Consider the following 19,333-nt stretch of genomic DNA (forward strand, 5'->3'; position numbering starts at 1 on the left):
CCGATGGTAGTGTGGGGTTTCCCCATGTGAGAGTAGGTCATCGTCAAGATTAAATTCCGAAACCCCAATTGCGAAAGCAGTTGGGGTTTTGTTTTAGTAGAAGTCACCTATTTTGCTGGCACGTTACGGCTGTAACGGGCTGGTCACAGAATTTCTTGACGACCATAGAGCATTGGAACCACCTGATCCCATCCCGAACTCAGCAGTGAAACGATGCATCGCCGATGGTAGTGTGGGGTTTCCCCATGTGAGAGTAGGTCATCGTCAAGATTAAATTCCGAAACCCCTGTCTGTTAACGCAGACAGGGGTTTTGTCGTTTCAGGACGCCAAAAACCACAGAAACTAAAAAGCCAGCCTCTGGAAATCAGGGACTGGCTTTTCTATTTGTGTCTATTCCCGTTGGTACGCCGTTCGACCGAAGTCCTGGGCATTTCATACAAATTTCTAAGATTTCCCGCTCTGGTGCCGACAGACTGTTGAGACATGCGTGCACCAAAGTAGAGCGGTCGCAGAATGCCGTTTGCGCTGTTACATGGAATGTTGCAACTCGGAACGCATCCCCACTTTCTGCATAAGAAGTCCTATGAAATGAATCTCAAGTTCAGCCATAAAATCTTGTTGGCCGCCTCCGGCGTCGTCGTGCTGGCATTCGCGTTGTTCACTTTGTACAACGACTATTTGCAGCGGAACACCATCCGGCAAAGTCTCGAAACCGCTGTCCAGCAAGCCGGTGATCTGACCGCCAGCAGCGTGCAGAACTGGATGAGTGGCCGGGTGCTGGTTCTGGAGAGCCTTGCGCAAAACGTCGCGCACCAAGGCGCCAGCGCGGACCTTGCGGGCCTGATCGACCAACCGGCTTTCACCTCTAACTTCCAGTTCACTTACGTTGGCCAGGCCAATGGCGTGTTCACGCAGCGTCCTGACGCGAAGATGCCGGACGGCTACGATCCGCGTCAGCGTCCCTGGTACAAACAAGCCGTTGCGGTCGACAAGACCATGCTGACCCCACCTTACATGGCAGCCGTTGGCGGTCTGGTGGTGACCATCGCCATGCCGGTGAAAAAGAATGGCGAGTTGCTTGGTGTAGTCGGCGGTGACCTGAGCCTGGAGACCTTGGTGAAGATCATCAACTCAGTGGACTTCGGTGGTATCGGTCACGCGTTCCTGGTCAGCGCCGACGGCCAGGTGATCGTCAGTCCGGACAAAGACCATGTCATGAAGAACCTGAAGGACATCTACCCGAACGCCGGTGTGCGGATCGAGAAGGGTAATCAGGACGTCACGTTGAACAAGCAGGATCGCATCCTCTCGTTCACCCCGGTGAGTGGTTTGCCGAATGCCCAGTGGTACATCGGTCTGTCGATTGATAAGGACAAGGCCTACGCGCCATTGAGCCAGTTCCGCACCTCGGCATTGATCGCAATGTTCATCGCCGTGACGGCCATTGCAGTGCTGCTGAGCTTGCTGATCAATGTGCTGATGCGTCCGTTGACGACCATGGGCCGCGCGATGCAAGACATCGCTCAGGGTGACGGCGATTTGACCCGACGGCTATCCGTCGAAAGCAACGACGAGTTCGGTGAGCTGGGCGGTTCATTCAATCAGTTTGTGGAACGCATTCACGCCTCGATCAGCGAAGTGTCTTCGGCCACCCGCCAGGTTCATGACCTGTCGCAACGGGTCATGACATCGTCCAACGCCTCGATCATCGGCTCCGACGAGCAAAGCGCTCGCACCAACAGTGTGGCCGCAGCGATTAACCAATTGGGTGCTGCTACGCAGGAAATTGCACGCAACGCTGCTGACGCTTCGCAGCATGCCAGTGGTGCCAGCGAGCAGGCGGACGATGGTCGTCAGGTGGTTGAGCGAACGATTCTGGCGATGACCGAACTGTCGCAGAAAATCAGCCTGTCCTGCACCCAAATCGAAACCCTGAACGCCAGCACCGATAACATCGGGCACATTCTGGATGTGATCAAAGGTATTTCCCAGCAGACTAATTTGCTGGCCCTGAACGCGGCCATCGAGGCGGCCCGTGCCGGTGAAGCGGGTCGTGGTTTTGCGGTGGTGGCGGATGAGGTACGCAACCTGGCGCACCGCACGCAGGAGTCAGCGGAGGAGATCCACAAGATGATCACCTCGCTGCAGATCGGTTCTCGTGAAGCGGTGACCACTATGAACGCCAGTCAGCTCTCCAGTGAACAGAGCGTCGAAGTGGCTAACCAGGCGGGCCTGCGACTGGTCAGCGTGACCCGGCGCATCGGCGAAATCGACGGTATGAACCAATCAGTCGCGGCGGCCACCGAAGAGCAGACCGCCGTGGTGGAAACGCTCAACGTCGACGTCAATCAGATCAACCTGCTGAACCAGCAGAGCGTGGCCAACCTCAATGAAACATTGAAGGATTGCGATGCCTTGTCTCAGCAGGCGAACCGGTTGAAGCAGTTGGTTGATAGCTTCAAGATCTGATTCAAAACCGCGTTATCGTTCAATCGCGGGCAAGTCGCACCGCCGCTCCCACAGGTTTCCGGTGATCCCTGTGGAAGCAGACTTGCCCGCTATGGCGGTAGATCAATCACCACCGAACGAAAGCCCTACGCAAACAACTTCAACACATTGTTCATCGCATCATCGGCAAACCCCTGCACAAAGTCCTTGAAGCCCGGCAGTGCCTCGGCACCTCCCTGCGCCGGCTCGGCGATGATGGTCCAGGTCGCGCGGGACTTGCCCGCGCCCAGGGGCTCAACGCTCATCGCTGCCCACAAATTGGCCACGCCCAACGTGTTGTAGATCGTGGTCCAGGTCATGTTCAACGCGTGGTCATTTCGCGAGTTGAGTTGTTCGACCACGAGGTTGCCGTCCTTGAAGAATTTCTTGCGCAAGGACGACACGCCTTCACCCGTCATTTCGATGTGCGACAGCGCCGGAATGAACCGATCGAAGCCGGCAAAGTTGCCGACGATTGCCCAGACTTCCTTGGCATCGGCCGGCACTTCCACCGAGGACACGACGTGGCAGCCTTGAGGATTTTTGATCAGGGTATCGGGTTGCAGAGTGCTCATGGTTTTGCTCCGTTTGGGTTGAATCAGATGAAGTTGATTTCTTTCAGGTAGTCGCAGCCACGACGCAGCAGCGCCGGGGATTTTTCCGGGTAATGCGCACCCATTTGCCGCACGCCGGCCTGGGCGTTGTCGTGGCCGATCATCGAGATGTCGCCGATGTCTTCTTCAAAGCCGTTGAGGTAAAACCCGAGCACGCCGAACAGAGCGTTGTCGCTGTCGACCCGGTCCAGTTGCTGCTGCCAGTCGGCGACGCTGACCATGGAGAACTCCCGCCCGGCCTCGCGAAAGGACGCCACGTAGTCGTCCCAGCTCAGGGGCTCGGGGTTGTGCAGGTTGAACACCGCTTTTTCAGGCTGATAGCGGCTGGCATGGAAGGCGATGAAGCGGGCGAGAAAATCCACCGGCATCAGGTCGAAATTCAGCGCGAACTCCGGTACACGACCGAGCTGGATCGAGCCTTTGAGCATCAGCATCAAGCGGTTTTTATGCGGCTGGCAGACGCCGGTCAGGCTGTTGAAACTGATGTTGCCGGGGCGATAAAGGTTGACCCGCACCCCACGCTCGCGCGCCCGTTCAAGAATCCGTTCGCCAACCCACTTGGAGAGGTTGTAGCCGTTCTTGATGTAGATCGGCGGGGTCGGCGCGGCGGGTAACTCCAGGACTCGGCCATCGGCGGTAATCGTGCTGGAGGCCGAGAGTGTGGAGACGAAATTGAAAATTTTCTTGCTGCGCCCTTCACACAACCTCAGACACTCGAAAATCGGCTCGACGTTGTCCCGCGCCAGCGACTCGTAATCGAGTACGTGATTGACGTTGGCCGCGTTGTGCACCAGTGCACCAAACTCTTGGTCGAGGCGCTCGTAAACTTCACAGGAAAGCCCCAGGAATGGACGGGCAATGTCCGCTGCGTAAACCCGCACCCGACTCAGGTCCAGATGCTCCAAGCGGTTTTCGCGCAAGGCATGAGCAAAGCGCTCAGCCGCCGTTTGCCCCCCGCCATCGCGCACCAGGCACGCGACTTCCGTTGCGCCCCAACCCAATAGCGCCTCGACAATGTGCACACCGACAAAACTGTTGGCGCCGGTGACGATCACCTTGTGCACATCGCCCATTTTGCTGACCGGCAACGGCTGAATATCCAGCTCACGGAAAGCATCGGCCAGTGCCTTTTCGCTCAGCACTTCTTCAGTACCAGAGCCACGCACCAAGGTCGCCAACTTCGCAATGGTCGGCAGCTCGATGAAGCGATTGATGGAGATGCTGCGACCAAACTCCTCACGTAATCGCAGCAACATGCGCGACAACAGAATCGAGTGGCCGCCCAGATTGAAGAAGCTTTCGTCGGTAGAAATATCGCTGACCGGCAGCTCCAGCAACTCGGCCCAGATCTCCAACAGCAGCCCCTCATCGGCACTGGCCGGCAAACGTCGCGTGGTGTTTTCCAAGACGCTGACCGGCATTGAAAGCAACGCCTTGCGGTCGACTTTGCCGTTGCTGGCGAACGGCATGCTTTGCAATTCGGTCCAGGCGCCGGGTTGCATGTAGTCCGGCAAAAACTGCACCGCGTGAGCCTTCAAGGCTTCGCGAGCGGCTCCGGGTCGGTCTTCCTGAGGCTGTGCGAGGAAAGCCAGAATGCGCCGCTGACTGTCGATGACCACCGCCACCTGGCGGAACAACTGGCTGTCGCGCAGGCAGCGCTCGATCTCTTCCGGTTCAACCCGAAAGCCGCGAATCTTCACCTGGTTATCCCGGCGACCACACAGCTCGACGCCGTCGCCGGTCCACTTCGCCATGTCGCCGGTACGGTAGGCGCGCAGGGTTTGGCCGCCTGACACATTCAGGTTCAGATAGCGCTCAGCGGTTTGCTGCGGGTTGTTCAGATACCCGAGGCAAACCCCCGGACCGATGATGTACAACTCGCCTACCGTGTGGTCGGTGACCGGTTGCAAGTCTTCATCGAGGATCAGCACCTGGCTGTTGGCAATTGGCGCGCCGAGGGTTCGATTGCTGTCACCGGTACGCAACTGTCGCGCGGTAATCAGCACCGTGGCTTCGGTCGGGCCATACAGGTTGTAGAGCTTGCCCTGGCGCGTCAGTTGCTCGATTACCCAGGGTTCGCAAACGTCGCCGCCAGTCATCACATGAGCCAGCACCTGCAACTGATCCAGCGGCAGAATGCTCAACAAGGCCGGTGGCAAAAAACCGTGGCTGAGTTGTCGGTGGCGGATCAGTTCGACCAGTTGCAAGGGGTCACGACGTTGATCGTCACTGGGCACGACCAGTTCGGCGCCCTGAAGCAAGGTCGGGAAAATGTCGATCAGCGATGAGTCGAAACTCAACGAAGAAAACTGCAGCACCCGACTGTGCTCGGTGAGTTGCACGTAGTCGGCATACCACGCCGTGAAATGCGCGAGGTTGGCCTGACTGAGCAGCACGCCTTTGGGATGCCCGGTGGTGCCCGAGGTATAGAGCGCCATGCACGGCGCATCGAGATCGGGTCGGTGGCGCATCAACGGTTGTTCGAGGTCCGCGTCTTCGGCGTTGATACGGCTGATGTCCAGCCCCGGCGTGTCATCGGCAAGTGGATGCTGGCCGTCATGCAGCAACAACACGGCCCCGCCATTGGAAAGAATGTACTGCTGACGTTGCAGAGGATGGCTCGGCTCCAGCGGCAAATACACCGCGCCGCTGCCGAGAATCGCCAGGATCCCCGCATACAGCGCGCTGCATTTGGGCAGGCAGATTGCGACCACCAACGGCCCTTCATGTTGATCGAGCAGTGGTTGCAAACGCTGCTGGATCGCACGGCTGTGCGCGTGCAATTGCCGATAGCTCAGCGTCGTCTCGCCGATCGTCAGCGCGGGGCGCTCGGCCGACTGGTGGAGGCGTTGTTCGAGACGCTCGATCATCGAGATCTGAGCCAGCTTCAGCAGCCAGGATTGCTCGGTCAGGTTGAGCGCGTGGACGAAGGCCAGGTGTTCCAGAAACAGCAGGTTTTCCACCCGCTCAAAATGAGCGGGAGCGGCCGGTTCGGTGTGCAGGAAATAGTCGGCATCGCGGGAGAAGCGGCTGACCAGCAGCGCGACGTGATCCAGCAACTCTGCCATGGCTCGCAGGCGCAATGCCTGGCCATTGCCGCCAGGTTCGTCGGCGATCGGTATGCGAGTGAACAAGGCAGAGTTATACGTGCACAACACGTCCAGCGGCGGCAAACCGCAAACCTGCGATGCGCCGACACCCAGTTGCAGCGTCAGTCGCGGTGTTGCGTCGAAACCGGCAAACGGCAGACTCGCATCGTCGATCAGCAAATCAAACGACGACTGCTCGTTGAGCGCGTCGAACCGCACTAACGAATGACCGTGCTGTTCAAGTTCCAGCGCCAGGTCGGTCAAGGCCTGGCTTTGCCCAATGAGCAAAATGTCGAGACGTCTCATGGTGTTCTCCTCGTTAGACCAGGTAGTCGCAGAGGGCGTCTTGCACGCACGGCGAATCGAGCAGCGAACTGCTGCGGAAAAACCGCACGATGTTGGCGACTAACGGGTGATGACGGTTGATCGGGAAGGCCAGTCCCGAGACTTCGCGCTTGAGTGCCTGACGAGCCGTCTCGCTGATCTGCAAGGACTCGATCAGGCGCAAGTCGAAGGACTTCTGAATGTCGTTGGTCAGGTAATGGCCAATGAACACCGGTAGAATCTGCGCAATGCAATGGCGATCGTCTTCGCTCGCGGTGTGCCAGTAGATGCACACCAGCCGCGCCCAGAAGCCGGAGTGGCGACCTTCGTCGAGCAAGTGATCGGCCATCAGGCCTTTGATCGACTGCTTGACCGTGTCGTCCTTGGCAAACGCCGCGACATCGCCGGTCACGGTGTTCTCGGCAATGGCCACGCAAATCAATTCGACGGGGCTGCGCAGGCGCTCCGGCGCGAGCGCCACGGCTGCCGGAATGGCTCGACTGAGTTCGATTTCATCTGGCAGCACCATCGGCGCGATGCCGGTCAGGGCGATGGTCTGCTGCATGAAGTCCATGGCGACCAAGGCGTGGTAATCCTCGTCCACCACCACGGTCATGGCGTCGTAACGGCAGGCGAACGGGAACGCCACGGCGAAGCGATTCTTGGCGATGCTGCGAGCGGTCTTGTCGACGATCTCGGTTTCGAAAATCACCACATCATTGATGAACTTGTAGAGCGTCTGCACCAAGGCGAAGTCCCGTTGCTCCGGGCATTCGCGCAGGAAGGTTTCGTTCAGCACCAGCGGTTGGCGACTCAAGGGATAGATCAGCTTGTCGTCGTTTTCCAACATCCGCCGTGGGCGAGTGCGGATCGTCGCGCGGCTCTCCCAGGCGTCGGCGAAGGATTGGTAGTCGGCGGCGTTCATGCGCTCACCTCCGGCAAAGGCTCGCCCATGCTCAGACGCAGGCCGTCCCACAGTGCGATGCGACTTTCTACGGCGGCAATGGCGCTGGCATAGACGTCTTCTTCGCGTTGCGGATTGCCATCGACCAACCGGGCGAGCAGTTTTTCCGCTGCCGGGCCATGGTCTTCGGAGTCGACTTCGATGTGCCGCTCCAGGTAGTAACGGAAGGTCGGCGCTTGTTCGATGCCAATACCCCAATCGTCGAGAATGCGCTGGAACATCTGCGGAATCACACTCTCACGACCATGTAAAAACGCCGCGGCAACACTGTGCCCCGGGGCATGCAACGCCGTGTGCAAGGTGTGCCGCACGAACTGCGCCGCCGCCGGATCAACGTCCACGCTTTGCAACGCGACGTCGTAGCTAACGCCTTCTTGTTGCAACGCGACAAAGCGCTCCACCGCGACCGTACTGGCGCCGACTTCGCGCATCGCATCCAGATACAACTCAAAATGGCTGTAATGACCGTGGGCAGGACGATCATCGGACTCTTCACCCAACACGATTTCATTGATCAGGCGCGCGGCCTGCGGATCTCGTGGCGGTAGCCAGGGCAGTTGAACGCAGGTCAGTTCTTGTTGCAGGCGCTTGGTCAGCGACATGAAATCCCACACGGCAAATACATGGGTTTCCATAAAGCGTTGAAGTACCGACAGCGAATGTATTTCAGAAAAGATCGGGTGCGCACTAAGTTCTGCTTTCTTCTGGTTGAGGCGGTCTTTATTCGGCTTCATGAGCGAACCTATATGTGGTCGAAAGTGCGATTAAGGAAGTTTCGGCCAATAAGCCTCTGTCGTTTAAAGTTTTCTGTGGGCGAGCAAAGGCCTCAGGCTAATGGGTCTGTATGAGTGAGTAGTGGTCCGCAGATAAAGGGTTGCAGGCCTGTATTCAGTGCGGCGAACAAAAACTAATACACGAATAAAGTATCCGGCAAGTTATTTTTTAATTAAATTAAAGTTCATATTTTTCGAGTGTGACAAGTTCCGATAAAACTTTGGGTTTAAGTTTTATTTGGACGTAGTTGCTCCTTTCGACTAATGAAAGTCAAAATTCAAATGAAGAGTGAATGCCTCACTCGTAGCAACTTTCTTAGTTAAATCAATGAGGTGACTTTAGAGGGTGGAAGTTGGCCGGGACCAACGCCGGTGCTTCCGTTCCCGTGACAAGACTCCTTCCTTAGGTTCTTGGTGCGGGGACTGTTGCACAGGTGCGCAGCGTCGCCCGTTCATTGGTTGTTGGCAGTCCAAGAGTGAGCGTAAATCACGGCAGCCGCTATCGCTGAGATGTCATCTTCTCAGTGCAATAACGGGGCTTGGGAGGGGGAAATCGAGGGCAAGGCTTTAGCGTGGGGTTCTGCGCCGTCGTGACAAGCGAAAACGAGCAGTTTGATCTGCTCGCTCAACTGGCCAGAACGGTTTACCGGGAGGTTTTCTTGTTCAGCGCTTCAGGGCTGGCGAGGTAGCGTGTAATGACCTCGACACCCCGATTGAGGTGATTCTCGAGCATCGTTACCGCGCGCTCGATGTCGCGGTCTTCCACCGCCAGTAACATCGCTCGGTGATCATCCTGGGACAGTTTGCCCAAGCCCATCGCTTCGAGGTTGAAGCGCAGGAAGCGTTCTTCCTCGTTCAACCCTTCTTCTATCAGACCGAGAAGGCGACGGTTAGGCGCCTTGACGTACAGCGACATGTGGAACAGGCGATTGAGCCGACCGATCTCCGAGTAGTCGTGCTCTGTCTCCATGTCGTCGATATGACGGGCCGCTGCTTCGAAGTCTTCTTTCTCAAGCAGTGGAATCGACAGTCGCAGCGCTTCAGATTCCAACAAAATCCGCAGTGCATAGGTTTCAACCGCATCGCCCTGCACCAGCGGTGCGACGACGGCGCCTTTGTGGGCGACAACGTTGAGCAGCGCCTGGGCTTCGAGCTGGCGCAAGGCTTCGCGCACGGGCATGCGGCTAACCCCGAACAAATCGGCCAGGTCTTGCTGGCGCAATGCAGTGCCGCAAGGGATGCGTCCATCGAGAATCGCCGCGCGCAGCGTTTCTTCGATCACCGAACGTGCAAGGTGGGCGGGAATAGGCCCGCTGACCTTGATGCTGCTGAGAGGGTTGGTCTTTTGTGGCACTACTACGCACCCTATTCGACTGAAATATTTGGATCCAAATGGACACTAGAGACTGCAATGGAGCTTGTCAAACAAGTCAGGTTTTTCAATCGCACTCTTTTTATGTCAATCACAATACAAGTCTAGCGTGCCGTTCGTGATTGCACCGTGCCATTGTCTTTTATCGGGCTAACCTGCACCATCGGCCGAATACCATTTGCCTGATCTGGATGCCTCGCATTGGCGGTACGTTTCGCGATCCCACGGACTTTGCGCTGGCTGTGCTGTGCGCTGCTACTGGCCGGCCTCATGCTGGGCGGCTTGCAGGCCGATTGGGATTTTTCGCTGATCAGCCGCCGTGCGCAAGCCTTATACGGACCGTTAGGTGAAGGGCAGCAACGGATCGATGCCTGGCAGCATTTGCTGGCCACTCAGAAGCAAGTCAGCGAGCAAGAACAGCTCAAAGTGGTCAACCTGTTCTTCAACAAGCAGGTGCGTTACGTCGAGGATATCGATCTGTGGCACGAGGTCGACTATTGGGAAACGCCCATCGAAGCGCTGTGGAAGGGCGCCGGTGATTGCGAAGATTATGCGATTGCCAAGTATTTCAGCCTGCGTCATCTCGGCGTCTCCAGTGACAAGTTACGCATCACCTACGTCAAGGCGTTGCGCCAGAATCGGGCGCACATGGTGTTGACCTACTATTCGAGCCCCGAGGCCATGCCGCTGGTGCTCGACAGCCTGATCAACGAGATAAAACCAGCCAGCCAGCGGACCGATCTGTTACCCGTCTACTCTTTCAATGCCGAAGGTCTGTATTTGCCCGGCGCCAAGGGCAATAAAAAAGTCGGCGACACCAAGCGCCTGTCCCGCTGGCAGGACGTGTTGAAGAAAATGCAGGCCGAAGGTTTCCCGGTCGAAACGACTAACTAGGAGCACGCGCTCAGATGTCTTTGTTCAAACAGCTGTTGATCGCAATCTGTCTGTTCCTGGTCGTCGCCTTCACCGGTAGCTTCATGGTCAGTCTGGAAAGCTCGCGCACGCAGTACGTCAACCAGTTGCGCTCCCACGCCCAGGACGCCGCGACGGCACTGGCGCTGTCCCTGACGCCGAACATCGACGACCCGGCGATGGTCGAGCTGTTGGTGAGCTCGATTTTCGACAGCGGTTACTACGCAAATATTCGCGTGGTCGACCTGAGCAACGACCAAACCATTGTCGAACGCAGCGGGATTCCGGCGGTGAACAACGTGCCGGACTGGTTCGTCAAAATGATCGGCCTTGAAGCCGCGGGCGGCGATGCGATTGTCAGCCGGGGCTGGGAGCAGGCGGCACGGGTCGAGGTGGTCAGCCACCCGATGTTCGCGTTGGCCAAGTTGTGGCAGAGCGCGTTGGGCAGTCTGGGCTGGTTGTTGCTTTGCGGCGCTGTGAGCGCGGCGCTGGGCGCGTTGTTGTTGCGCCGGCAATTGAAGCCGCTGGACTACATGGTCCAGCAATCCCACGCCATCGCCCGCCGCGAGTTCCTCAGCCTGCCGGAACTGCCACGCACCCCGGAACTGCGCCGCGTGGTGCAGGCAATGAACCAGATGGTCGAGAAGCTCAAGGCGCTGTTCCAGGAGCAGGCCGAGCGCAGTGAAAAACTGCGGGTCGAGAGCTATCAGGACAACCTGACCGGGCTGGCCAACCGTCGTTATTTCGAGATGCAATTGAACGCCCGGGTGAGCAACCCGGAGCAGGCCAGTTCGGGATATCTGCTGCTGTTGCGGGTCAAGGACCTGGCCGGATTGAACCAGCGGTTGGGCGGCCAGCGTACCGACCAGTTGTTGAAAGCCGTGGGCGAGCAGTTGTCCCGCGAGTGTGCCAAGTACCCCGAAACCCAAAACCTCGTCACGCGGATTCGCGGCGGTGAGTTCGCTGTGCTGGCGCCGGGGCTGGTGCGTGAAGAAGCGTTGCAACTGGCGCAGAACCTCGACAGTGCCTTGGCGAGCCTGCATGCGACAGGCGCCACCGATGTGGCCTCGGTGGCGTCGATCGGGTTGGCGCCTTTCGTTCATGGCGACTCGCCGCAAGCGGTGCTCGGGCTGGGTGATCAGGCGTTGGCCCAGGCGGAAGCCCAGGGCGAGCCGAGTTGGGCGTGCCTGGATCACAGCGCATCGGCCAGTGTCGGCGATGACCATCATGCGTGGAACAACTTGCTGGACCAGGCGTTGGAGCAGCGGCGGTTCCAGTTGTATTTCCAGCCGGTCGTGGCCAGCCAGGACACCCAGTTGGTGCTGCATTACAAAGTGCTTTCGCGTTTGCTCGACGAACAGGGGCAGACCATTCCCGCCGGGCGCTTCCTGCCATGGCTGGAGCGTTTTGGCTGGACCGCGCGGCTGGATCGACTGATGCTGGAATTGGTGCTTGAGCAGATGGCCGACCACGAAGAGTCGCTGGCGTTGAACCTGTCGTCGGCGACGTTGGGCGATCCGCAGGCGCTGAATAAAATCTTCGAGATTTTGCGCGCCCATTCCAATCTGGGCCCGCGCCTGACGCTGGAAATCGGCGAGGAACAACTGCCAGAGCAAGCGATGCTGGAAGAGCTGACGCGGCGCCTGCGAGAACTCGGCTTCTCCTTGAGCCTGCAGCGCTTTGGCGGCCGCTTCAGCATGATCGGCAACCTGGCGCGGCTTGGCTTGGCCTACTTGAAGATCGATGGCGGTTACATCCGGGCGATCGATCAGGAGAGCGACAAGCGCCTGTTCATCGAAGCGATCCAGCGCGCGGCGCACAGCATCGATTTGCCGCTGATTGCCGAGCGGGTCGAAACCGAAGGGGAGCTGTCGGTAATTCGGGAGATGGGGATTTATGGGGTTCAGGGGCAGTTGTTTGGTGAGCCCAAGCCTTGGCAGTGAGGCTGATGCCCTCATCGTCGGAACGCCGCCCGGAGCCGGCAGATCTTCAGTGAACACAGACTGTGTGAACGACCAAAATCTCTGTAGGAGCCGAGCTTGCTCGCGATGGCGTCCGTGCAGTCACCGGAAAATCTGAAGGCAAATTCCTAGGAGATTTCCTTCGAGTTGCGTCGGTTTTGGTGAACTTGTTCCGGGTAATGGGCAGGTCTAGTCTGGCCTTGTCACTGAAAATTCGGTGACACGGACGTGCAAGTCCGACCAAACTGTTTAGGTTGCGTATTGCCATATCTCACGATGAGCATTTGTATGCTCGCTGCTTTATGGCGGCTGCGCGCAGGAGATCTTCGGATCTGCTGGGTGTCCTAAACAGTCCCGGTCTTGCACACCTGCGCATGGCCGCCACCCTATTCGCGTGCAAGCGAACGGTGACGGTCTCAACTGACTGTTTAGGAGTTTTTCTTATGTTCAAAGTAACGCCCAATCCGCCTTCTCCCCGCAGAGGCCATCTCTTCACCGTCTCCCCCGACATCCCCACCGAAGCCCTTCTCGCCAACGCCTCCGAAGACCTGCGCTCCATCAGCGCCATCGCCGCCGATCTTGCAGACGATGTAGAAGACTCACGCCGCTGTGTCGCGCTGGGGCTTAGCCGGATAGCCGATGGGGTTCATTTATTGGTGGAGCGGGCGCTGGATCACCTTGAATCGCCAGAGTTGGCGCCGGGTTCGGAAGGATTGCCAGGCTAGTTCTTGATCGTTCCCACGCTCTGCGTGGGAACGCAGCCCGTGACGCTCTGCGTCACATCGGTGCCAGGCGCAATGCCGGTGGCGAGGCTGGAACCGGAACGCGGAGCGTCCCTTGAGGCATTCCCACGCGGAGCGTGGGAACGATCTGGAACGACCGAAATCCCTGTAGGAGCCGAGCTTGCTCGCGAAGGCGCCAGAACAGACACCAAAAAAGGCGGGGCCTTAGATCAACCCCGTCTCTTCATCATCAATCAAATGGCTCAACCCGCCCAAGGCTTCACGGGCCTGGGTCCGGTCCATCAACTTGGCCTGTGCCGCTGGCGGCAGGTCGGTGACGCGGATCACGCCTTTGCTGGTCAGCACCTGGATCAAGTCGTCGAGTACCCGGATCATTTCCAGGTCGCTCTGCTTGAGCTGTTTGAGGCTGGTCTCCATCACTTCGTTGGCATACCAGGCCTGGATTTCATGGTGGTCAGCCGGCAGCGTTTCCGTGGCCTCGGCGTAGGCCGCGGCTTCCACGCGCACTAACTGGCCTTGCGCATCGCGTTGCACGTAGAACATTGAGCATCCCTCAGAAATGGACCAGCGTCATGCTGTCAGCAGCATAGGCCAACTGGACGCGAGTATGCGGTGCGGCGACGAAATCGTCACCGTGGTGAAGGTCGCAAACGTGACGGCCGCCCCATAAGGGCGGCCGTTTTTCGTTTGATCAGCTGTTGTTGTGGTCGATTTTGATGGTCGGGTCGCTGCCGGCAATCAACGAGTTGATGTTGGCGCTGGACCAGTTGTTGCCTTCGAGCTTGATCGTCACGTCCGGTGTCGCGGCTGCCGCGTCGCCGGAGTTGAACTTGCCGCCCGAGCTGACTTGCAGCGACGACACGCCATCGACGGTGCTGATTTTCAGGAAGTTGTCGATGGTGCTGCCGCTCTCGCCCTGCAACAGATCACCCAGGTCAATGCGGTCACCTTCGCTGGCCTTGAAGTCCTTGATCACGTCATTACCGGTGTCGCCAGACTTCCACACGAAGGTGTCGCCACCCGAACCGCCAATCAGGATGTCGTTGCCCTGGCCGCCCATCAGCGAGTCGTTGCCAGTGCCGCCGAGCAGGATGTCGTTACCCTTGCCGCCGTCGAGGCTGTCGTTGCCCCCCGAGCCGAAGAGGATGTCGTTACCCGCGCCGCCCAACAATGTGTCGCTGCCGTCATGGGCGCCGGACACATCAAACGCGGTGTAGTGCTCGGTGATGAACTGGTGCACGTTGCTGGTGGTGACTTTGCTGACGTCGACGCCGGTCTGCTGGGCAACGAACGCCTGCATCGCCTGATAACCCTCGCCGGCAACGCCGTTGAAGCTCACGAGGTCGCCGAACAGGATGTCATTGCCGTCACCGCCATTGACCGTGTCGGAACCTGGTTGTGTCGCTTCGGTGTGACCGATGATCGAGTTGGCCAGGTTACTCGGATCAATGTTGGTTTGCGGCGCATGGTCCGAGTCGTACGGTTTCAGGTCGGTAAGGGTGACACCCTTGTTCAGACCAATGGCTTCAACGTTGGACACATTGCTCAGCAGCGCGAAGCTGGAGGTGGAGTTATCGACGAGGGTCTGTGTATTGCCGCTGTCCGTCAGGGTCGACAACTCGTAAGTACCATCGCCCTGCGCGTGAATGGTGCCCACGTCGCTGGCTTTCCAGTTCTTGGAGCCTACCAAGGTGTACAGCGTCGCAAACCCGTCACTGTCGATGGTCAGTTTGTGAGTACTGTCGATTGTCGTGGAGAAGGTATCGCCCGGCTTGTAATTGCTGGTTTTCACCACGTCATCGAGCTTCACGCTGCCGTACAGCGTCGGGTTGGGCTGCTCGCCCGTCTGGTAGTAGTTCGGCTGGCCGTCGGTGATGAAGTACGTGAGGTTCTTCGCCCCGGTGTTGGCCACGGCGGCGGCGCTCTGGAACCAGTTGGCCGTGGTTTTGAATACATCTTCGTAGTTGGTCACGCCGCCGGACGACATCGAGTCCAGTACCGATTTGAGCAAGGTCAGGGCATCCGGATTTTTCAGGTCGACCGATACCGATCTGTTGACCTGGGTATCGAAGTCCACCAGGAAGATGTTCACCGTTCCTGAGTTGCCGCCCATGCTCTGCTTGAGGGTGTTGAACACCGACGTCAGCGAGTCTTTGGCGGCGTTGATCGACGACGAACTCATGCTGCCCGAACTGTCGACCATGAACGCGATGTTGTAGTTGGTGCCTGGGACCACGGTCAGGCCGCCGATGTCGGCGACTATGATGTCGTTGCCGCCGGTGCCGGTGATGGTGTCACTGCCGGACGTTGCGGTAATGGCGTTGTAGGTCGCCGGATTAATCGTGATCGGAATCTGGGTCGTACTGGTGGCGGAACCACCCTGGCTCTCGGTCGAGACGGCCGTAAATGTCAGCGTGTTGGTGCCGGTGGCATACGGTGCCGGGGTGTAGCTCAACTTGCTCATATCCCAACCGCTGAGGTTGTCGATGGCACCGTTAGCGGTTGTGCTGGTGAAGGTGTGCGTGCCGTCGGTCAGCGTCGCGCCAGCCGGGATGCCGCCGATCTTGGTGATGGTCTGGATTTCAGAGCCATCTTTGTCTGCCGACGTTACAGTCAAGCCCAGCGCAATGCTGCCATTCTCGGCCACTTGGGTGGTGGTGGCGGACACGGTCGGTGTATCCGCGACCGGGGTCACACTAATGTCCAGCGTGGTGCTTGAGCCGGTGTTGGTGGTGTAGGTCACCGTCGGCACCTTGCCGCTCCAATTGTCGGCCGGGGTAAAGCTGTACTCACCGTTGGCACCGATGGTCAGCTTGCCAACGTTCGCGAGGTTGGCAGTCCCCCCTGCGGTGTACTCGGTGCCACCCACCGTGAACTTGGCCACGGTCAGGACGTTATCCACATCGCGGTCATTGGTCAGTACGTTACCGGTGGCGACCTTGTCCTCGAGGACGGTATTGAGGTCGGCAGTCAGCATACTAGGGTCGTCGACCGGCGCGACGTGCACCACCAGTGGCACCGAGGTGCTGGCGGGTGCAGCATCGCCGTCTTTGGCGATGGCCGTTACGGTCAGGTTGATGTCGCCATTGAAGTTCGCCGGCGGTGTCAGTTTAAGCGTGGACAGGTTCCAACCCGTGATGTCCACCGAGGTCTTACCATCGACAGCGCTGAAGGTGTGGCTTCCCGTACCGTCGGTGAGTGTGGAACCTGCAGGCAAGTTGCTCAGTGTGATGGACTTGAGTGTTTCCGAACCATCGACGTCAGTGGTCTTGGCGACGATGGTGGACAACAGGATCGCGTTGTCTTCCAGGCCCGAGTTGAGCATCTGAGTGACGTTGATGTTGTCCAGAACGCCGCCCAGACTGTTGCTGTCCCCGGCGCGGAACTCGAGTTTCTGGGTGCCATCGACAGTGACCGGAATGTCAAAGCTGTAATGCTGCATGCCGGGGGTCGCGGTGTTCAGGGTGCCAATGAGTTGGCTTCCCCAGTACACGTTGATGAGCGAATCAGCCACACCCGCACGCGGTGCATAGTCGAACGATACGTTATAGGTGGTGCCGGCCTTGGCAGCGATCTCGGTGTAGAGATTGCTGGCATCGCCCGCATTACGTTCCAGTTCGATGACCTGGTTATCACCACCCGCACCGTAAACGCTGGCCTTGCCGATTTCGACCATGCCACCGTTGTTGTCTGTGTGCCATGCGCCGTTGCCGAGCTGGCTGACATTGACGTCGCCATAGGTGTTCAGCGCTACTTCCTGGAGGTCAGTCGAGATGACTGTCCCGCCACCGGTCAGCGTCAGGCTCGGGGTATCGGTTACGGGGGCGACTACGATGGTGCCGGTCGCCGAAGACGCAGAAGGCAGGCCACCGTCGTCGGTCGCTTTGTAAGTGAAGCTGGTGGTGCCACTCCAGTCGGCGGTGGGCTTGAAGTAAACCGTTGCGCCGTTGCCGGTGGCGGCGATCACGCTGCTGGTGGTCAACGCAATGGTCCCGGCGGCGTCCGCGTAAAAACTGCCCTTGGCTGTCAAGCTGGTCAGGGTGAAGTGATCGATGTTGCCGTCAATGTCATTGCCGCCGAGCTGCACGGCGATCAAATGATCTTCATCACCTTGGGCGAAAGTGGAATTGACGGTCGGCGCGTCGTTGACCGGCGTGACGGTGATGTTGAGCGTGCTGGTGGAGCCAGTGTTAGTGGCGTAGGTGATGGTCGGCGCGGTGCCGTTCCAGTTTTGCGCAGGGGTGAAGGTGTAGTCGCCGTTGGCGCCGATAGTCACCTTGCCGATCCCGTCAATTGGCGCGCTTTGACCCGCGTTAAAGACACCGGTGACACCTTGTACGGTGAATGTCGCGACACTCAGCGTGTTGTCGACATCGTGGTCATTTTCGAGCACGTTGCCTGTGGCTGCGTGGTCTTCAGTGACCGTGCTGGTGTCCTGGATCAGGACGCTCGGGTCATCGACCGGGGCCACGTGTATCACCAGTGGCACCGAGGTGCTGGCTGGAGCGGCAGTGCCGTCCTGGGCGGTGGCCGTTACGGTCAGGTTGATGTCGCCATTGAAGTTCGTCGGCGGTGTCAGTTTGAGCGTGGCCAGGTTCCAGCCGGTGACATTGGCTTCGCCGAAGGTTCCGGTGCCGTTCATGGTGAAGGTGTGGCCCGGCGCGCCATCGGTGAGGACCGAGCCTGCCGGGATGCCGCTGATTTTCACGCTCAGGCTTTCGGAACCGTCGGTGTCGGTCAGTGCTGCCTTGATTGCAGACAGTTGAATGCTGGTGTCTTCGGCACCCGCATTGAACGTGTAACCGTCGTAGTAGCCTTCGCCATTGCTGCCGTGCAGGTCGGAAACCGTCAAGCCGGCGTGGGTAAGGTCGGCAACGCCGGTATACAGCGCAACGCCAGCGCTGCCCAGGTCGATCGCCGGGCTGCCGTTGACCGACAGGTTGACGTCATAGTTGCCCGGGCCGTTCTGGTTGTGATGGTAGATGTCCAGCGTGTAGTAACCACTGGTGCTCGGGGTGAACGAGCCGTTCAGGTTGGCCCCCGCGCCCCACGTTGTGGCTGCGACGTTCTTGCCGCCAATGGTCACTAGCAAGCTGTCATCGCCGGTGCCGCTGAAGGTGTAGGTCTTGCCGGCTTCGAGGTAAATCAGGCCCGACGTTTTCGACGCGGTGCCAGCCGCCACATCGCCACTCGATTGCACGTTGCTGACGGTGCTGCTGGAGTTCGGTGAACCCGCGCCGTCGATGACACTTTTCAGCGTGCTTGTAGCCGCGCCGTTGCCATCGGTGCCCAGGCCCGACAAGCCGGTCCAGACCTCTTTGATCAGGCCCGTGGAGGTGACGGTGTTGCTGTCGACAGTGAGGGTCGGCGTGTCCGACACCGGCGTGATGTCGATTTTCACCGTCGCTTCAGTGCCGTGGTTGAAACCGTCGGTAGGCGTGAATTTGATCTGCGCGTAATCCGCCGCTTTGTTGCCTACACCCGTTCCGCCATAACCGTCGGTGCCCGATTCATTGGCGGCGGGCACAAAGGTCAGTTTGCCCAGCGCGATATCGGCCTGGCTGATGGTCTGGCCCAAGGTGACCTGCACGCCGTTGAACAGCAGGGTGCCACCGCCCGATACCTGGGTGATGGTAATGCCGAGCGGGCTGTCATTATCGACGTCGGTGACGTGAAAGTTGTCCCAGGCCAAGGTGATGGCCGTATCTTCGACACCGGTGACAGCGCCGCCGACTGCCACTGGGGCGTGGTCGTGGTCGGTGATGTTGGTGCTGACATCTTGGTGGGCCGAGTCGATAACCAGGTTTTCAAAGTTACCGCCGCTGACCGAGTCAATGGCGATCTTGAAGTTCTCGGTGCCTTCGGCCAGCTTGTCATGAAGGGTGTTGATATCGAAACCGACGCTGTTGCTGTTGGCCGGAATCTTGACGTTGACCACACCGGTGTAGTCCACGCCATTGGTCGCGGTGCCGCTGTATTTCAGGGTGACTGTCACTTCAGTCTGAGCGGTGTTGCTCAGCGTTAGCGTGTAATGCGCAGCGTGGCCTTCATCCACCGACGTCGTGCCGCTGATACCCACGGTGGTCTGATCAC

General features: G+C 58.8%; 10 protein-coding genes, 1 rRNA gene and 2 pseudogenes. 5 read left to right on the forward strand and 8 right to left on the reverse strand.

Annotation, left to right across the window (positions count from 1 at the left end; genetic code table 11):
* The first annotated feature begins 154 nt into the window (after nucleotides 1-154).
* Nucleotides 155-270, forward strand: a 5S ribosomal RNA gene (rrf, locus tag C7534_RS30430).
* Between the two features lie 319 nt (nucleotides 271-589).
* On the forward strand, nucleotides 590-2,470 hold the full coding sequence (locus C7534_RS30435; protein ID WP_109788050.1) for a methyl-accepting chemotaxis protein: 1,881 nt from the start codon (nucleotides 590-592) through the stop codon (nucleotides 2,468-2,470).
* A gap of 125 nt (nucleotides 2,471-2,595) precedes the next feature.
* On the opposite strand, the gene C7534_RS30440 is transcribed toward C7534_RS30435, so the two are convergent.
* The 5 genes from C7534_RS30440 to C7534_RS30460 all read right to left on the reverse strand — a co-directional run bounded on the left by C7534_RS30440 (nucleotide 2,596) and on the right by C7534_RS30460 (nucleotide 9,606).
* Complete coding sequence (locus C7534_RS30440; RefSeq protein ID WP_046033196.1) at nucleotides 2,596-3,063, reverse strand: SRPBCC family protein; 468 nt, start codon at nucleotides 3,061-3,063, stop codon at nucleotides 2,596-2,598.
* 23 nt (nucleotides 3,064-3,086) lie between these two features.
* Nucleotides 3,087-6,497 (reverse strand): non-ribosomal peptide synthetase, encoded by a 3,411-nt coding sequence (locus C7534_RS30445; RefSeq protein WP_109788051.1) that lies wholly within the window; start codon nucleotides 6,495-6,497, stop codon nucleotides 3,087-3,089.
* A 13-nt stretch (nucleotides 6,498-6,510) separates the two neighbouring features.
* Nucleotides 6,511-7,440 carry a diiron oxygenase gene (locus C7534_RS30450; protein WP_109788052.1) on the reverse strand — a complete coding sequence of 310 codons (930 nt, stop codon included), beginning with the start codon at nucleotides 7,438-7,440 and terminating at the stop codon, nucleotides 6,511-6,513.
* Nucleotides 7,437-8,213 carry a DUF3050 domain-containing protein gene (locus tag C7534_RS30455; RefSeq protein WP_046033199.1) on the reverse strand — a complete coding sequence of 259 codons (777 nt, stop codon included), beginning with the start codon at nucleotides 8,211-8,213 and terminating at the stop codon, nucleotides 7,437-7,439. Before C7534_RS30455 ends, C7534_RS30450 begins: the two co-directional genes overlap by 4 nt.
* Nucleotides 8,214-8,895: 682 nt before the next feature.
* Nucleotides 8,896-9,606, reverse strand: coding sequence for a GntR family transcriptional regulator (locus C7534_RS30460; protein ID WP_046033200.1), 711 nt, complete (start codon nucleotides 9,604-9,606; stop codon nucleotides 8,896-8,898).
* Nucleotides 9,607-9,825: 219 nt separating this feature from the next.
* On the opposite strand from C7534_RS30460, the gene lapG reads away from it, so the two are divergent.
* The 3 genes from lapG (at nucleotide 9,826) to C7534_RS30475 (ending at nucleotide 13,222) form a co-directional block, all read left to right on the forward strand.
* Nucleotides 9,826-10,518, forward strand: coding sequence for a cysteine protease LapG (lapG, locus tag C7534_RS30465; protein WP_109788053.1), 693 nt, complete (start codon nucleotides 9,826-9,828; stop codon nucleotides 10,516-10,518).
* Nucleotides 10,519-10,532: 14 nt separating this feature from the next.
* Nucleotides 10,533-12,479: a cyclic di-GMP receptor LapD gene (gene lapD / locus C7534_RS30470; RefSeq protein WP_046033202.1), complete on the forward strand. Its 1,947-nt coding sequence runs from the start codon at nucleotides 10,533-10,535 to the stop codon at nucleotides 12,477-12,479.
* 392 nt (nucleotides 12,480-12,871) lie between these two features.
* Nucleotides 12,872-13,222, forward strand: coding sequence for a DUF6124 family protein (locus C7534_RS30475; protein WP_408980971.1), 351 nt, complete (start codon nucleotides 12,872-12,874; stop codon nucleotides 13,220-13,222).
* 222 nt (nucleotides 13,223-13,444) lie between these two features.
* Here C7534_RS30475 and C7534_RS30480 read toward each other — a convergent pair whose 3' ends face one another.
* The 3 genes and pseudogenes from C7534_RS30480 to C7534_RS33420 form a co-directional block, all read right to left on the reverse strand.
* Nucleotides 13,445-13,783 carry a hypothetical protein gene (locus C7534_RS30480; protein ID WP_007948790.1) on the reverse strand — a complete coding sequence of 113 codons (339 nt, stop codon included), beginning with the start codon at nucleotides 13,781-13,783 and terminating at the stop codon, nucleotides 13,445-13,447.
* Between the two features lie 148 nt (nucleotides 13,784-13,931).
* Nucleotides 13,932-16,289, reverse strand: a pseudogene (locus tag C7534_RS33415) (type I secretion C-terminal target domain-containing protein); the annotation flags it as partial.
* An 801-nt stretch (nucleotides 16,290-17,090) separates the two neighbouring features.
* Nucleotides 17,091-19,319, reverse strand: a pseudogene (locus C7534_RS33420) (Ig-like domain-containing protein); the annotation flags it as partial.
* Nucleotides 19,320-19,333 lie beyond the last annotated feature (14 nt).

The sequence above is a fragment of the Pseudomonas sp. OV226 genome (genome assembly GCF_003148705.1).
Classification (GTDB): Bacteria; Pseudomonadota; Gammaproteobacteria; order Pseudomonadales; family Pseudomonadaceae; genus Aquipseudomonas.

What these genes read in the sequence shown, in the direction of transcription:
- C7534_RS30480 (WP_007948790.1), bottom strand. Translation starts at nt 13,783, where the DNA reads ATGTTCTACGTGCAACGCGATGCGCAAGGCCAGTTAGTGCGCGTGGAA.
- C7534_RS30445 (WP_109788051.1), bottom strand. Translation starts at nt 6,497, where the DNA reads ATGAGACGTCTCGACATTTTGCTCATTGGGCAAAGCCAGGCCTTGACC.
- C7534_RS30435 (WP_109788050.1), top strand. Translation starts at nt 590, where the DNA reads ATGAATCTCAAGTTCAGCCATAAAATCTTGTTGGCCGCCTCCGGCGTC.
- C7534_RS30475 (WP_408980971.1), top strand. Translation starts at nt 12,872, where the DNA reads ATGGCCGCCACCCTATTCGCGTGCAAGCGAACGGTGACGGTCTCAACT.
- C7534_RS30440 (WP_046033196.1), bottom strand. Translation starts at nt 3,063, where the DNA reads ATGAGCACTCTGCAACCCGATACCCTGATCAAAAATCCTCAAGGCTGC.
- lapD (WP_046033202.1), top strand. Translation starts at nt 10,533, where the DNA reads ATGTCTTTGTTCAAACAGCTGTTGATCGCAATCTGTCTGTTCCTGGTC.
- C7534_RS30455 (WP_046033199.1), bottom strand. Translation starts at nt 8,213, where the DNA reads ATGAAGCCGAATAAAGACCGCCTCAACCAGAAGAAAGCAGAACTTAGT.
- C7534_RS30450 (WP_109788052.1), bottom strand. Translation starts at nt 7,440, where the DNA reads ATGAACGCCGCCGACTACCAATCCTTCGCCGACGCCTGGGAGAGCCGC.